The organism is Streptomyces sp. R28, from assembly GCF_041052385.1.
GTDB lineage: Bacteria > Actinomycetota > Actinomycetes > Streptomycetales > Streptomycetaceae > Streptomyces.
In genome coordinates, this window is record NZ_CP163439.1 from 446,153 (window position 1) to 461,103 (window position 14,951).

The window sequence follows — 14,951 nt, forward strand, 5'->3', positions numbered from 1 at the left end:
ACTGGGCAGGACATGTCTCAAGCGTCAAGTCCGTGGCACGTTCACCGAATTCTTGCGTGCCACGTCAGGCAGGAGGTTTCCCATGAGCCGTGCTGTGCCTGCACAGGAGCGAGTATGGCAAACAGGTACTGCTCCAGGCATATTCCCCATCCTCGGTCACGGTATCGCGTTGTTCCGCCAACCGCTGGCGTTCTGAATTCTTTGCCCGCGTACGGGGATCTCGTCGAGATACGGCTGGGCCCGCAGCGCGCCTGGATGGTGTGTCACCCGGAGCTGGTCCACGAGATGCTCAAGGATCCGCACACCTTCGACAAAGGGGGTCCGCTCTACGACAAGCTCGGAAAGCTGATGGGCGACGGTCTCGTCACCTGCCGCCAACCGGCGCACCGGGAAAAGCGCAGGCTGTTGCAATCCGGATTCCGCCCTTCCCATGTGGCCACCTACGCGAATCTGGTGAGCGAGGAAGCCGAGTCGGTGTGCCGCGCGTGGTCTGCCGGGCAGGCGGTCCGTGTCAGTGACGCGATGATGGCGCTGACGACCCGGGTGATCAGTCGAGTTCTGCTCTCCGACTCGCTCGACGACACAACGGCCGCCGAGGTGCGGGACTGTCTCACCGTCATCGTCCGTGGCCTGCTCGTCCGCACGGCCGTGCCGATCGACGTCCTGTTCCGCCTCCCCACTCCCGCCAACCGCCGCTATCTGCGCGCGGTCGACCGGCTGCACGCGATCATCGACGCCGCCATCGCGGACCGGCGCCGGGGTGCCTCCCACGACGATGTGCTGGGAACCTTGTTCGCGGCCACGCGAGGGGAGGGCGGAACCGCGGCGATCACCGACCAGGAAGTCCATGATCACCTGATCACGCTCCTGCTCACCGGTGTCGAGGCCCCCGCGCTGTGCCTGGCCGACGCCTTCAGCCTGCTGGCCCGCCATCCGGAGGCCGAACGCCGTCTGCACGCCGAGCTCGACGCCGTTCTCCCCGGAGGTCGGCGGCCCGGCCCCGACGATCTGCCGCACCTCGTGTACACCCGGTGTGTCGTCTCCGAGACACTGCGCCACACGTCGCCCGGCTGGCTCTTCACCCGCCTCACGACCAAGGAGACCGAACTCGCCGGGTGTCGCCTGCCGCGAGGTGCCACCGTCCTGTACAGCCCCTACCTCCTGCACCATGATCCCTCGTCGTTCACCGACCCCGACCGTTTCCTCCCCGACCGCTGGTTACCGGGGCAGGTCACCGCCGTACAGCGCCGCGCGATGATGCCGTTCTCCGCGGGCAGCCGCAAATGCCTCGGGGACGAGTTCTCCATGGCGGAGGCCACCCTGGCGCTCGCGACCATCGCCGGGCGCTGGCGGCTGCGCCATCTGCCCGGGCATGTCGAACCCAAACCACGCCCCGCGATCACTCTGGGGCCGCGTTCCCTGGTCATGACCTGCGACCCCATGGCCACCCTTCGCGTATCGGATTCCCGGACGGCAGGTGGCAGCGGTGTCGACAACGCATGAGGAAATCGCGGTCGGTGTAGGGGACGGAACTCCGGTTCCCCACCTCAGGGAACTGATCGACACCCACCTCCACATGCCCTTCCCGTTCATGCGAAATCGCCACGAGCCCGTGGCCACGGCCGGCGTCGACGCGTGGCTGGCCGCGTGGGGGCTGACCGACGATCCGGAGGTGGCGGCGATGATCGCCCGCACGCGCCCCGCCGAGCTCGCCTCTTACAACAGCCCCACCATGGATCCCGGTCTGCTCCAGATCGTGGCCAACCAGATCGCCTATCAATTCGTCTTCGACGACCGCGCGGAGGAAATCGGTCGGCACTCGCCGGGGCTGCTGCTGCCCATGCTGTTCGAGAGCATCGCGATTCTGCGGGACGCCCGCCGGCCCAGCACTCCGCTCGGCGCGGCCCTGGCAGATCTCCACCGGCAGGTCCGGGAACGGTGCACCCTGGACCAGGCCGCGCGGTGGGCGTGGAAGAGCCGTGAGTACGTGCACGGCCTGTTGTACGAGGCGGTGGCGCAGGCGGACTCCCTCCCCCTGCGGGCCGGGCACTGCACGTCGATACGGTCGCTGACCGCGGGCGTGGAGCCTTTCCATCCGCTGTGCGAGGCCGCCCAGCCGCACGAGCTGACCCTCGCCGAACTCCACCACCCCGCCGTACGGCGACTGGGCCGGTTGTCCGCCGACGCGGCGGTGTGGATACCCGACCTGTTCTCCGCGGTGAAGGAACAGCGCGCAGGCGGAATGATCAACCTGGCCCTCGCGCACCAGCGCGAACAGCGCTGCTCCCTGCCGGCCGCCGTCCTGCTGGCCATCCAGCAGATCAACTCCACGATCAAGGAGTTCCAGATGCTCTTCGCACAGGTCGAACCGGAGTTGAGCCCCTCAGGCGTCGGCTACGTGGAAGGCATGATCGGCTGGGTCCGCGGCTGCTACTACTGGTCCCGAACCGTGCCGCGTTACGCGGACGCGGCGTGCGTTCCGGCTCTCCCGTGACGCCCCCCGTCACACTGCGGTGAGAGCCCGGAGTCCCCCGGAAACAGGCCCATCCGATTTTCCTACCCGAGACACGGGCCTTCTCATTCCCCTCGATCGATGATTCATCCGTTGGTGCACAATTCGGCCTGCCGCACCGTCAGGAGGCGTAATCTCGGCTGCTCCGACGCCGAACTACTGAAGGCGGTACGGCACATGGCGAAAGAGCCACGGCCCCCGATCGCCGAGCACCGGATGTTGATCGAGCGGCAGCGGGAACTTCATGCTCTCGACGCCGCGTTCAAGGAACTGCGGCACACCACGGACGGGGTTCCGCGAGCGCGGCGCAGGGGGCTGCTCGCCTTCACCGGGTCGGCCGGACTGGGCAAGACAGCACTCGTCAGGGCCGCCCGCTCCCGGGCTGCGGCGCACGGGTTCAGCGTGCTCTCGGGCCGGGGCGGCGAGAAGGAGCAGGGGCTGGCGTTCCGCGTGGTGCGCCAGCTCATGCAACCTCCGCTGGCGACGATGGACGGGGCGGAACTCCGCGCCTTCATGGGCAGTTGGTACGACATCGTCGCCGCCGCTCTCGGTCTCGAGGCGCACGGCCCCGTCCCGGAGCCGGACCCGACCGGCGTCCGTGAAGGTCTCGACTGGGTCATGACGCGCCTCACCGTGAGGAAGCCGCCCGTCGTCCTGCTCCTGGACGACCTGCACTGGGCGGACGCCGAGTCCCTCAACTGGCTCTCCTCCTTCGCGCCACGGGTCGAGGACCTTCCGCTGCTGATCGTGCTCGCCTACCGACCCGACGAACTGCCCCCCGAGGCGGAGGAACTCCGCACACTCGTCGGACGCCACGGGGGCCGCCCCCACGCCCTGGACCGGCTCACCACCGACGGCGTGGCGCGGATCGTCAGGCACGAGGTCGGGGAGGGAGCCGAGGACCGGTTCTGCAGGGAATGCTGGTCGGCCACCGGCGGGAGCCCCTTCGAAGCGGTGGAGCTCGCCATCGGACTCGGCGAGCGGAACCTGCGGGGCACCGAGGACGACCTGCCGGCAATGCGTGAGCTCGCCGCGGCGGTCAAGGGCCCGGGACTGATCGAGCGTCTCGAAGGGCTCGACACGACGACCGTCCGATTCGCGCACGTCGCGGCCGTACTGGGCTCGCCCTTCTCACCTCAGCTCGCCGCGACCGTCGCGGTGCTCGGCGACGAGGCCGTCGCCGAGGCGACCCAGCAGTTGCGCGCCGCCCGGATCCTGGCCGACGGTCACGGTCCCGGGGGAGAGCTCGAGTTCGTTCATCCACTGATCGCCACCACGATCTACCGGTCCATCCGCTCGGCCTTCCGGGTCGGTCTGCACAACGCTGCCGCGGAGGCCGCCCTGGCCGCGGGGTACGGCCCCACGGCCGCCGCCCGGCATCTGCTGGAGGTCCCCTGCGAGGGCAACCCCGAGGCGGTCGCATGTCTGCGCGAGGCAGCTCGGGAGAACCTTCGCGCCGGGGCGACCGAGGCCGCCCGACGCCTGCTGACCCGGGCGCTGCAGGAGCCACCGCTGCCCGAGGACCGTGCCGCGGTCCTTCACGAGCTCGCCTGCTCCACGTTCCTGATCGAGCCCACCGCCACGGTGCGCCATCTGCGCCAGGCGCTGGCGGAACCCGACGTCGACCCAGATCTGCGCGCCTCCATCGTCTATCGGCTGACGCAGGCTCTGGCCCACACCGATCAGCTGGCCGAGGCCGTGGACGTGGCCGCCGAGGAGGCGCGGCAGGCCACGAATCCGCGCGTCAAACTGCGTATGCAGGCCGATCACTTCGTCTGGAGCATGGTCCGCACCGACGACCCCGACTCCCCCGCCCGTTCCCGTACGCTGACGCGTCTGGCCGAGCAGTTGCCCGGTCGCAGGCTGGAGGAGCGCTACATCCTGGGGCTGCGGGCCTGGGACGCGGTGAAGCGCGGCGAGCCCAGGCAGACCGCCCTCACCTATGCCGAGAAGGCGCTGCGCGGTGGCATGAGCTGGACCGACGAGAACCGGGGCTTCGAGGTACCCGTTTCGGTCGCCCTGGTGTTCATGTACGGCGACCAGCCGCGCCGGGCCGAGGAGTTGTTCAACAAGGGCATCGAGGAGTGCGCGGGCAAGGGCTGGCGCGGTTCTCACCTGGCCTTCGGCCAGAGCCTCGCCGGCTACATCCGCTACCGCCGTGGCTGCCTGGCCGAGGCCGAGGACCTCGTACGGGAGGGACTGCGCATCGCCGACAAGGTGGAAGGGGCCGTGCCCGCCCAGTGGTTCGCCGTCGGCATCCTCATCAAGACCCTGCTGGCCCGTGGGCGCGTCACCGAGGCGCGCGCACTGGCCGACGAGCACCACTTCGGTGAGATGACTCCGAACGCCGTCATCTACCCCGACCCTCGCACCGTGTACGCGGAACTGCTTCTGGCGGAGGGACGGCACGCCGAAGCGGCGACGCGGTTGTCCTTGGTCGGGGACTGGCTGGACCAGCGGGCGTGGCGCAACCCGGCCTGGTGCCCGTGGCAGCTGAGGCTCGCGTCCGCGCTCGCCCCCACCGCACCGGACGAGGCGGTCAGCCACGCCCAGGACGCCGTCAGGCGCGCCCGGGACTTCGGCGCCGCCTCCACCATCGGCCGGGCCCTGCACACCCTCGCCGAGGTGACCGGCGGACCCGCGGCGCTCGACCTGTACGCGGAGGCCGTCGAGCACCTGGAGCAGTCACCGTCGGCGTACGAACTCGCCCGCGCCCTGGTCGGCCACGGCGCCGCGCTGTCCCGCAACGGGCGGCTCCAGGAGGCCGCCGATCGGCTCTACCAGGGTCTGGAAGGCGCAGTCCACTGCGGGGCGGAGGCGCTCGCCGCCCGGGCCAGGGAGGAACTGTCGGCGGCCGGTCTGCGCCCGCTGCCGCTGCGGTACGTGCAAGCCGACACACTGACCGCTCAGGAACGCCGTACCGCCGAACTGACCATCCAGGGCCAGCCGGTGGCTGTGGTCGCCAAGGAACTGCGCCTCACCGAGCAAGGCGTGCGGCACCTGCTGTCCTCCGTCTACCGCAAGATCGGCACCGACGCCACCGGCCTCGCCATGTGCCTGGGGTCCGTGCCCCACCATCGCCCTTGAGAGCGCCGGTCTCGGCCCCCGTGTCGGCCGTCGTCACACGGGTCGTGAGCGGCCCTCCCAGTACGGGTCCCGCACCCGCCGCTTGTACAGCTTGCCGTTGGGATCGCGCGGCATCTCGGTGATGAAGTCGACGCTCTTGGGCCGCTTGTAGCCGGCGAGTTGCTCGGCACAGTGGTCGAGGATCTCGGCGGCGAGGTCGGGGCCGGGCGCGTGGCCGTGGGCCGGTTCGACGACGGCCTTGACCTCTTCGCCCCAGTCGTCGTGCGGGATTCCGAAGGCGGCGGCGTCGGCGACGGCCGGGTGGGCGAGGAGCACGGACTCGATCTCGGCCGGGTAGATGTTGACCCCGCCCGAGATGATCATGTCGATCTTGCGGTCGCGGAGGAAGAGATAGCCGTCCTCGTCGAGGTAGCCGAGGTCGCCGACGGTGAAGAAGTCTCCGATGCGGTTCTTCTTCGTCTTGGCCTCGTCCTTGTGGTAAGCGAAGCCGCCGGTGTTCATCTTCAGGTAGACGGTGCCGAGTTCGCCGGGTGGGAGGCGGTTGCCGTCGTCGTCGAAGACTGCGAGTTCACTGATGGGCCAGGCCTTGCCGACCGTGCCGGGTTTCTTCAGCCAGTCCTCGGCGGTCGCGAAGGCGCCGCCGCCCTCGCTGGCCGCGTAGTACTCCTCCACGCAGGGGCCCCACCAGTCGAGCATCGCCCTCTTCACGTGGTCGGGGCAGGGGGCGGCGCCGTGGATGGCGTGCCGCATGGAGGAGACGTCGTAGCGGGCCCGCACGTCCTCGGGCAGAGCGAGCAGGCGGTGGAACTGGGTCGGCACCATATGGGTGTGGGTGCACTTGTGGGTGTCGATCAGGCGGAGCATCTCCTGCGGCGTCCACTTGTCCATCAGCACCAGCCGGTGACCTATGTGCAGGGAAGCGCCCGCGAACTGAAGCACGGCGGTGTGGTACAGCGGCGAGCAGACCAGGTGCACGTTGTCGCCGAACGGGCGGATGCCGAAGATGCCGAGGAAACCGCCGAGGTACGCCTCCTCGGGGACCTTGCCCGGCAGCGGGCGCCGGATGCCGCGCGGTCGGCCGGTGGTGCCGGAGGTGTAGTTCATGACCCAGCCGAGGGTGCGGTCAATGGGCGCCGACTCCGGTTGTCCGTCGAGGAGTTCGGTGTACGGACGGAAGCCCTCGACCGTGCCGATCGCGTACCGGTGGGTGCCGGGCAGGCCGGCTTCGTCGGCGGCGTGACGCGCGGCGGCGGCGAAGCGTTCGTGGGCGAGGAGCACCTTGGCGCCGGAGTCGGCGACGATCCAGGCGATCTCGGGGCCGACGAAGTGGTGGTTGATGGGGACCAGGTAGAAGCCGGCCTGGCTGGCGGCGAGGTACGCGGTGAAGAACTCGGCGCTGTTGGGCAGGACGACGGCGAAGGCGTCGCCGCGTTCCATTCCGGCCGCGCGCAGGCCGTGGACGAGGCTGTTGGCGGCGGCGTGCAGTCGCCCGGCGGTCCACTCCTCGCCGTCGGGGGCGACGAGGACCGTGCGGTCGGGGTCGGCCGCTGCCTGGGCCCAGAAGCCTGCGGGGGGTGTGCTCGTCACTGGCCGCTCCTTCCGGCGATGCGGTTGATGCGATCGACGGCTCGCTCGAAGCCGCGGGTGAGGTCGTCGACGACGGCCTGGACGCTGCGTTCGCTGTTCATCCGGCCCACGATCTGGCCGACGGGCGTGCCGAGCAGCGGCTCGACCTCGTACTTCTGGATCCGGGAGACGGCCTCGGCGACGAGCAGTCCCTGCAAGGGCATGGGGAGGGTGCCGGGCCCGTTCGTGTCGTCCCAGGCGTCGGTCCACTCGGTGCGCAGCTGACGTGCGGGTTTTCCGGTCAGGGCGCGGGAGCGCACGGTGTCGCCGGAGCCTGCGGCCAGCAGCTTCTGGATGAGCCTGGGGGAGGGGAGTTCGGCCTCTGTGGTGGTCAGCCATATGGAGCCGAGCCACACACCCTGGGCGCCGAGGCTGAGTGCGGCAGCCACCTGTTGGCCGCTGCCGATCCCCCCGGCTGCCAGTACGGGCAGCGGGTCGACCGCTTCCACCACCTCCGGTGTGAGCACCATGGAGGCGATGTCACCGGTGTGGCCGCCCGCCTCGTACCCCTGGGCGACCACGATGTCGATACCGCCTTCCTTGTGCTTGGCGGCGTGCCGGGCGCTGCCCGCGAGCGCGGCGACCAGGACACCCTGGTCATGGGCGCGTTTGACGACGTCTGCGGGCGGTGAGCCGAGGGCGTTGGCGAGCAGCTTGATCGGGTAGTCGAAGGCGACGTCGAGCTGGGTGCGGGCAACCTGCTCCATCCACCCGGTGATACGCCAGCCGGACGCCTCTCCCTCGGCCAGTTCGGGCACGCCGTACTTGGCGAGGGTGTCCTTGACGAACTGCCGGTGTCCCTCGGGGATCATCGCCTCGACATCGGCCTCGGTCAGTGTTTGGTTGTTCGGGGCCTCCACCTTCTTGGCGGGCATGACGACATCCAGGCCGTAGGGCCGCCCGTCGACATGCGCCTCGACCCAGTCGAGGTCGCGTTTGAGGTCGTCGGGGGCCGTGTAGCGGACCGCGCCGAGCACTCCGAAGCCGCCGGCCCGGCTGATGGCCGCGGCGACGGCGGGGAACGGCGTGAAGCCGAAGATGGCGTGCTCGACTCCCAGTTTCTTGCTCAGCTCCGTCTGCATGGGCGCAGGATGCCGCAGTCCTCCGGACGACGGAAGGCCTTTTCTGATACACCGTCAGATCACTTGGCCGACCACCCCGTTGACACGACCCGCACCTGACAGGAAAGTTTCACCACGCAAGGTGATCCCGGAAAGATACTTTCAGCCCGAGTGGCGGGAGGAACCTCTATGACGGACGGCAGGAACAGACTGACCCGGCGTCAACTGGGCCGAACAGCCCTGGCCCTGGGCGGCGCGCTGGCCCTTGCCCCCTTCCCCGCCGGACCGGTGGCGGCCGCCTCCTCCGGCCGCGACGGCACCCTGCGCCACGGCTCCCCCGAGCGCGCCGGTCTTCTCCCCGCCCACCTCCGCCGGCTCGTCACCGACGCCGAGGCGTTCCTGGGCCCCTCCCCCAAGCACCCCTGGTACGCGGGCGCCGTCCTGCTCGCCGGGCGCGGCGGCACCGTGGCCCTGCACCAGCCCATCGGCATGGCGCTGCGCTACCAGGCGTACGACGAGAAGACCGACGCCGGCGTCGAGTTCCCGGCCGACCAGCAGATCCCGATGGCCGAGGACACCGTCTTCGATCTGGCCTCGGTGTCCAAGCTGTTCACCTCTATCCTCGCCGTGCAGCAGATCGAGCGGGGTGCCCTCGGGCTGGAGACGACGGTCGCCTCCTACCTCCCGGACTTCGGCCGCGCGGGCAAGCAGGACATCACGGTCCGTCAGCTCCTCACCCACACCTCGGGGTTCCGCGCCTGGATCCCGCTGTACAACGCGCCGACGTACGAGGAGAAGCTCCAACTCATCTGGAACGAGGCGCCGCTGAACGCTCCGGGCACCAAGTACCTCTACTCGGACCTGAATCTGATCTCCCTCCAGCTGGTCCTGGAGAAGATCACCGGCCGCATGCTCGACACCCTCCTCCGCGACGAGATCACCGTCCCGCTCGGCATGCGCCGCACCCGCTACAACCCGCCCGCAGCCTGGAAGCCGAAGATCGCGGCCACCGAGGACGCCAGGAGGCCCTGGTCCGGCCTGGACCGTGGGCTCGTGTGGGGCGAGGTGCACGACGAGAACGCCTTCAGCCTCGGCGGGGTCGCGGGCCACGCGGGCGTGTTCTCGAACGCCTGGGACCTCGCGGTCCTCGGCCGGACACTGCTCAACGGCGGCTCCTACGGCCGCTCCCGCATCCTGGAACCGGAGTCGGTGGACCTGATGTTCACCGACTTCAACACCGCCTTCCCCGGCGACGAGCACGGCCTCGGCTTCGAGCTCTACCAGCACTGGTACATGGGCGCGATGGCCACCCCGCGCACCGCGGGGCACACCGGCTTCACCGGCACCTCGCTGGTCCTCGACCCGACGACCGACTCCTTCCTCGTCGTCCTCGGCAACTCGGTTCACCCGGTGCGCAGTTGGCGTTCCGGTTCCGCGCCCCGGGTCGCCGCCGCCGACCACCTGGCCCGCGCCGTACCGGTCCGCCCGCGACACGGCCGTGCCGCATGGTTCTCCGGAATGGCGAACGCCACCACGGCCACCCTCGCGCTCCCCGCCCTCGACACGACCTCCGGTGACGCGCGGCTCGGGTGCGCCCTGTGGTGGGACACCGAGCCCGGCCCGGACCTCCTTGCCCTGGAGTCGTCCACGGACGGCGGCAGCACCTGGCACCCCCTCCCCTTCACGACGACCCGCCACAGCGAGCAGCCCCAGGAGCACCCCGCGGGCACGGCCACCGGCTGGTCGGGCCGTGTCTGGCACCGGCTCTCGGCGGAACTGCCCGCGCACCAGCGGCTCGTGCTGCGCTGGCGGTACGCGACCGACCGGCTGTACGTCGGCCGTGGCGCGTACGTGGACGGGCTGCGCGTGCGGACCGGCGACGACATCCTCTTCGACGAGACACGCCCGGCGGACTCGACACGGATCGAGGCGATCGGCTGGGGACCGTCGGCCGACTAGCTCAGGCGCGGCAGGCGGTGAGCACGGGCTGGTAGAAGCCGCTGGACTCGGGGGCGTGCCAGGTCAGGTCGCCGAAGCCGGCGGCGGCAACGGCATCGGTCACCTGACGCCGAGTCAGCGCCCAGGAGGTGGTGCGACGGACGCGGACGTCCCAGCCGCTTGCGGCGGGCAAGAGCTGGAAGTGCTCCAGGTCGTATCGCTCGCCGTCGTCGTGCCAGTGCCACAGCTGGAAGGTGATCGTCCGGCCGTCGGAGTTCTCGGACACCTGAGGAGGAGCCGCCGCCGGACGGTTCCGTCGCGCCTGGTCGTAGTCGCGGATGCTGAGCACCAGCAGCCCGTCCTCCCGCAGGACGCGCCGCATCTCGGACAGAGCCTGTGCGACGTCCTGCCGGGAGAGCAGGTGCGAGAGTGAGTTGTCGGCGCATATGACGACGTCGAAGGCCGATGGCCGGAACGGAAGAGTGCGCATGTCCGCCACGGCCGTAGGAAGACCGGCACCCCGGCCCGCCGCTTCCGCAGTGGCCCGGGCGGCGGCGACGGGGCTCAGGTCACTGCCGACGACGCGGTGCCCGGCGAGCGCGAGTCCGATCGCCTGGGTGCCGATCCCACAGGAACAGTCGAGCACCCGGTGCGGCCCGGCGCCCAGCCGTGGGCGGACAAGGCCGTTCAGCGCGTCGGCCTGGCGCGCCATGCTCGCGTCCCAGTCCGGGAAGAGCCGGTGGTAGTCGCCGGCCAGCGCGTCGTAGAAGTCCCGTACGGAAGAGTCGGCCATCGTCAGTCGCCGCTGCCCTGCAGCACCGCCATCGCCGCGTTGTGTCCCGGCACCCCGCTCACCCCTCCCCCGCGTACCGCGCCCGCCCCGCACAGCAGCACGTTCGCGTGCCGCGTCTCCACGCCCCACCGGCCGGTGCCCTCCTGAGCGTAGGGCCAGGCGAGGTCCCGGTGGAAGATGTTGCCGCCGGGCAGCCGCAGGTCGCGCTCCAGGTCCAGCGGGGTCTTCGCCTCGATGCAGGGCCGGCCGTCGACATCGATCGCCAGACAGTCGGCGAGCGGTTCCGCGAGGTGGGCGTCGAGCTGCGCGAGCGTCGACTTCAGCAGTTCCTCGCGTACGGCGTCGTTGCCGCGTTCGAAGAGCCGGGCCGGGGTGTGCAGCCCGAAGAGGGTGAGGGTCTGGTAGCCCTGTTCGACGAGGTCGGGGCCGAGGATCGAAGGGTCCGTCAGCGAGTGGCAGTAGATCTCGGACGGCGGCGCGCTGGGGAGTTCCCCGGCGGCGGCCTGGGCGTGGGCGGTGGCGAGTTGGCCGTAGCTCTCGGCGATGTGGAAGGTCCCGGCGAACGCCTCGCGGGGGTCGACGGAGCTGTCGCGCAGCCGGGGCAGGCGCTTGAGCAGCATGTTCACCTTGAGCTGGGCGCCCTCGGCGGGGGTCGGGGGTGTGTCGCCGGTGAGGGCGGCGAGTTCCTGCGGGGAGGCGTTCACCAGGACGTGCCGGGCGGCGGCGACGCCCTCACCGTCCGCCGTCCGATACGTGATCTCCGCCGTACGGCCGTCCGTGTCGATCCGTACCGCCTCGTGTCCGGTGACGACGACCGCGCCGGCCGCGCGGGCCGCCGTGGCCAGGGCGTCGGTGAGGGCGCCCATGCCACCCACGGGGACGTCCCAGTCGCCGGTGCCGCCGCCGATCACGTGGTAGAGGAAGCAGCGGTTCTGCTTCAGGGAGGCGTCATGTGCGTCGGCGAAGGTGCCGATCAGCGCGTCCGTCAGGACCACGCCCCGCACCAGGTCGTCCGTGAAGCGGTCCTCGATCGTGACACCGATCGGCTCCTCGAAGAGGATGCGCCAGGCCTCCTCGTCGTCCACCCGGCGGCGCAGTTCCTCACGGCTCGGCAGGGGTTCGGTGAGCGTGGGGAACACCCGCTTGGCGACCTGCCCGGTGATGCCGTAGAACCGCTGCCAGGCCGCGTACTCGCGCTCGCCGCCGGTCAGCCGGGCGAACGCCTCCCGGGTGCGCCGCTCGCCGCCCCCGACCAGCAGTCCGGTCGACCGTCCGTCCCGTTCCACGGGCGTGTACGAGGAGACGTTGCGCGTGCGGACGCGGAAGTCCAGGCCGAGGTCCCGGACGATCTTCTTCGGCAACAGGCTGACCAGGTACGAGTAGCGCGACAGCCGTGCGTCGACGCCGGCGAACGGCCGCGTGGACACGGCGGCGCCCCCGGTGGTGTCCAGCCGCTCCAGCACCAGCACCGACCGTCCGGCCCGGGCCAGGTAGGCGGCGGCGACCAGGCCGTTGTGGCCTCCTCCGACGATGACCGCGTCGTAGGTACGGTGTCCCGGGTGTCCCTCGTGTGCAGGCATGGTTCTTCGTAACACGTGATGATCTAGGTCGGCCATAGGTCGGCCGCACGGGAGTCACCGGCCGGCGGACGCCACCGGGCTCACGGGCCGCCGGGACCCCGCTGCTGCCGCAGCACCGCCACCCTCCGGTACAGCTCGACCGCCTCCGCGCCCCGCCCGAGCTGCTCCAGGCAGTGGGCCTCGTCGTTGCGGCTGGCGAGGGTGTCGGGATGGTGGGCGCCCAGGACGCGTTCGCGGGCGGCGGCCACCCTGCGGTACTCGGTGAGCGCGTCCGGCCAGCGGCCCAGCCAGCCGAGACTCACGGCGACCTCGCGCCGGCTGACCAAGGTGTCCGGGTGGTCGGAGCCCAGCACCCGCTCGCGGATCGCGCACACGTCGCGGGATTCGGCGAGGGCCTCCTCCCAGCGGGCGAGCCGGCCGAGGTTGACGCCGAGGCCGTGGCGGGCGCGGAGGGTCTCGGGGTGGGCGGGGCCGTGGACGCGGGTGCGGTCGTCGATGAGGTCGCGGTAGAGCTGGAGCGCCTCCGCGCTGCGGCCGAGGCGGCCGAGGCTGATGCCGACCTCGTAGCGGGCCGAGAGGGTGTCCGGGTGGTCGGGTCCGAGGGCCTGCCCGCGCGCCTCGGCGACCTCGCGGTAGGTCTGCAGGGCTTCCTCCCAGCGCCCCAACTGTCCCAGCGCGTAAGCCACTTCATAGCGGGTGACCAGCGTGTCGGGGTGATGCGGGCCGAGGACGCGGGCGCGGGCCGCGGCGACCTCGGCGGCCATACGGTACGAGTCCTCCAGGCGCCCCAGTCTGCTGAGGTTGAAGGCGAGGTTGTGGCGGCAGCGCAGGGTGTCGGGGTGATCGGCGCCCATGGTGCTCTCCCGTGCCGTCAGCACGGACGTGTAGACCTGGTGCGCGTCGAAGTGGCGGCCCAACTGGCCGAGCACGTACGCCATTTCCTGCCGGGCGGCCAGTGTGTCGGGGTGGTCCGGGCCGAGGGCGAGGCTGCGGGCGCGGGCGACGTGCTTGTACTCGCGCAGGGCGTCGGCGGCGCGGCCGGTGCGGCTGAGGGTGAAGGCGACCTCGAAACGGCTGGCGAGCGTGTCGGGGTGGTCGGGGCCGAGGAGGTGCTCGCGCTCGGCGGCGACGGCCCGGTGCACCTCGCCCGCCTCGGTCCAGCGGCCGAGCCGGCCCAGGCTGAGCCCGGCGTTGTGCCGCCCGGCCAGCGCGGCGAGGGTCGCCGCGGAAGGGGCGGCAGGCGCGTCCGGGGCGGCGGTCTCCTCGGGCCGGCCGGCCGTCGGCCGCGGGACCCACTCGCCGGTGAGCCCGGCCGCGGCGTCGGGGGGTGTGGTGCGCAGTCCGGCGCCGGTGGCCTTGTGGCCGGTGGTCATGCCACGGGTCCAGGACGGCAGGCGGGGTTCGCGGGATACGGGCGCCGGGGGCCTGAGGTCCGGCTGCGGGGTCACCACCGTCGGCACGTACGCCGGTGTCGTACGGCCCAGGCCGATCCGGCGCCCCAACTCCCGGCCGTCGTGCGGGCGTTCCTCGGGGCGTTTGGCGAGCAGGTCCAGGATGACCTTCTCGAAGTACTCGGGCAGCTCGGCGCGGTGGCTGCGCGGCGGCCGGGGCGGGGTGTCACGGTGGCCGACGAGGATCGCCCAGGGGTCGTCGAGGTCGAACGGCGGTACCCCGGTGGCGATCTCGTACAGCACGCACCCCAGCGAGTACAGGTCGCTGCGCTGGTCCACCTCGCCCCCGCTGATCTGTTCCGGCGACATGTAGTGCGGGGTGCCCATCGCGATGCCGGTGCCGGTCAGCCGGGAGGTGAAGCCGATGTCGTGGCCGAGGCGGGCGATGCCGAAGTCGCAGATCTTCACCGTGCCGTCGGCGAGCCGCATGATGTTGGCGGGCTTCAGGTCGCGGTGCACGATGCCCTGTTGGTGGGTGTAGGCGAGGGCGGCGGCGACCTGGTCGGCGATCTCGACGACGTCCGGGACGGGCAGCGGGTGGTGCTTGTTGTCCTCCAGGAGCTGGCTGAGGTTGCGGCCCTGAAGCAGCTCCATGACCAGGAACAGGATGCCGTCGGACTCGCCGAAGTCGTGGACGACGGTCACCCCGCGGTGCTGAAGGGCCGCGGCCACCCGGGCCTCACGCCGAAACCGCTCCCGCAGCACCCGGGTGAAGGACTGGTCGTGGTGCGGCCCCAGCGGCTTGAGGCACTTCACGGCGACATGCCGGCCCAGCGACTCGTCGCGCGCACGCCACACCTCGCCCATACCGCCACGCCCGATCAGATCGAGCAGCCGGTACCGGCCCTGGATCAGCCTGCTGTCCCCCATCGCCCGCGATCGCCCCCCGTCACGGTCCGCCCC

General features: G+C 71.1%; 9 protein-coding genes. 4 read left to right on the top strand and 5 right to left on the bottom strand.

The features are described 5' to 3' along the window. Positions 1–201 precede the first annotated feature (201 nt). The 3 genes from AB5J49_RS01965 to AB5J49_RS01975 all read left to right on the top strand — a co-directional run bounded on the left by AB5J49_RS01965 (position 202) and on the right by AB5J49_RS01975 (position 5,599). Positions 202–1,503: a cytochrome P450 gene (locus tag AB5J49_RS01965; protein ID WP_369166715.1), complete on the top strand. Its 1,302-nt coding sequence runs from the start codon at positions 202–204 to the stop codon at positions 1,501–1,503. Positions 1,504–1,576: 73 nt separating this feature from the next. Beyond that, a complete protein-coding gene (locus tag AB5J49_RS01970) occupies positions 1,577–2,494 on the top strand; it encodes a (-)-alpha-amorphene synthase (protein WP_369175019.1) in 918 nt (305 codons plus the stop codon). 195 nt (positions 2,495–2,689) lie between these two features. After that, on the top strand, positions 2,690–5,599 hold the full coding sequence (locus tag AB5J49_RS01975) for an AAA family ATPase (RefSeq protein ID WP_369166716.1): 2,910 nt from the start codon (positions 2,690–2,692) through the stop codon (positions 5,597–5,599). A gap of 33 nt (positions 5,600–5,632) precedes the next feature. On the opposite strand, the gene AB5J49_RS01980 is transcribed toward AB5J49_RS01975, so the two are convergent. Both AB5J49_RS01980 and AB5J49_RS01985 read right to left on the bottom strand, forming a co-directional pair. Beyond that, on the bottom strand, positions 5,633–7,186 hold the full coding sequence (locus tag AB5J49_RS01980) for an acyl-CoA synthetase (RefSeq protein ID WP_369166717.1): 1,554 nt from the start codon (positions 7,184–7,186) through the stop codon (positions 5,633–5,635). Further along, positions 7,183–8,307 carry an NAD(P)H-dependent flavin oxidoreductase gene (locus AB5J49_RS01985; protein WP_369166718.1) on the bottom strand — a complete coding sequence of 375 codons (1,125 nt, stop codon included), beginning with the start codon at positions 8,305–8,307 and terminating at the stop codon, positions 7,183–7,185. Before AB5J49_RS01985 ends, AB5J49_RS01980 begins: the two co-directional genes overlap by 4 nt. A gap of 168 nt (positions 8,308–8,475) precedes the next feature. Between AB5J49_RS01985 and AB5J49_RS01990 the strand changes: the two genes are divergently transcribed. Further along, positions 8,476–10,245, top strand: coding sequence for a serine hydrolase (locus AB5J49_RS01990; protein WP_369166719.1), 1,770 nt, complete (start codon positions 8,476–8,478; stop codon positions 10,243–10,245). Position 10,246: 1 nt separating this feature from the next. Here AB5J49_RS01990 and AB5J49_RS01995 read toward each other — a convergent pair whose 3' ends face one another. From AB5J49_RS01995 to AB5J49_RS02005, 3 genes are all read right to left on the bottom strand, one after another. Next, entirely contained in the window at positions 10,247–11,017 is a 771-nt protein-coding gene (locus AB5J49_RS01995; RefSeq protein ID WP_369166720.1) for a class I SAM-dependent methyltransferase, read from the bottom strand. A gap of 2 nt (positions 11,018–11,019) precedes the next feature. Further along, positions 11,020–12,597 carry a phytoene desaturase family protein gene (locus AB5J49_RS02000; protein ID WP_369166721.1) on the bottom strand — a complete coding sequence of 526 codons (1,578 nt, stop codon included), beginning with the start codon at positions 12,595–12,597 and terminating at the stop codon, positions 11,020–11,022. 80 nt (positions 12,598–12,677) lie between these two features. Beyond that, the gene (locus AB5J49_RS02005; protein ID WP_369166722.1) at positions 12,678–14,918 is read right to left on the bottom strand and encodes a tetratricopeptide repeat protein; all 2,241 of its coding nucleotides are present in this window, start codon (positions 14,916–14,918) and stop codon (positions 12,678–12,680) included. Between the last annotated feature and the right edge of the window lie 33 nt (positions 14,919–14,951).

Bases quoted from the DNA above. Each gene is read 5' to 3' on its own strand.
- AB5J49_RS01975 (WP_369166716.1), top strand. From the start codon at position 2,690: ATGGCGAAAGAGCCACGGCCCCCGATCGCCGAGCACCGGATGTTGATC.
- AB5J49_RS01985 (WP_369166718.1), bottom strand. From the start codon at position 8,307: ATGCAGACGGAGCTGAGCAAGAAACTGGGAGTCGAGCACGCCATCTTC.
- AB5J49_RS02000 (WP_369166721.1), bottom strand. From the start codon at position 12,597: ATGCCTGCACACGAGGGACACCCGGGACACCGTACCTACGACGCGGTC.
- AB5J49_RS02005 (WP_369166722.1), bottom strand. From the start codon at position 14,918: ATGGGGGACAGCAGGCTGATCCAGGGCCGGTACCGGCTGCTCGATCTG.
- AB5J49_RS01995 (WP_369166720.1), bottom strand. From the start codon at position 11,017: ATGGCCGACTCTTCCGTACGGGACTTCTACGACGCGCTGGCCGGCGAC.
- AB5J49_RS01990 (WP_369166719.1), top strand. From the start codon at position 8,476: ATGACGGACGGCAGGAACAGACTGACCCGGCGTCAACTGGGCCGAACA.
- AB5J49_RS01970 (WP_369175019.1), top strand. From the start codon at position 1,577: ATGCCCTTCCCGTTCATGCGAAATCGCCACGAGCCCGTGGCCACGGCC.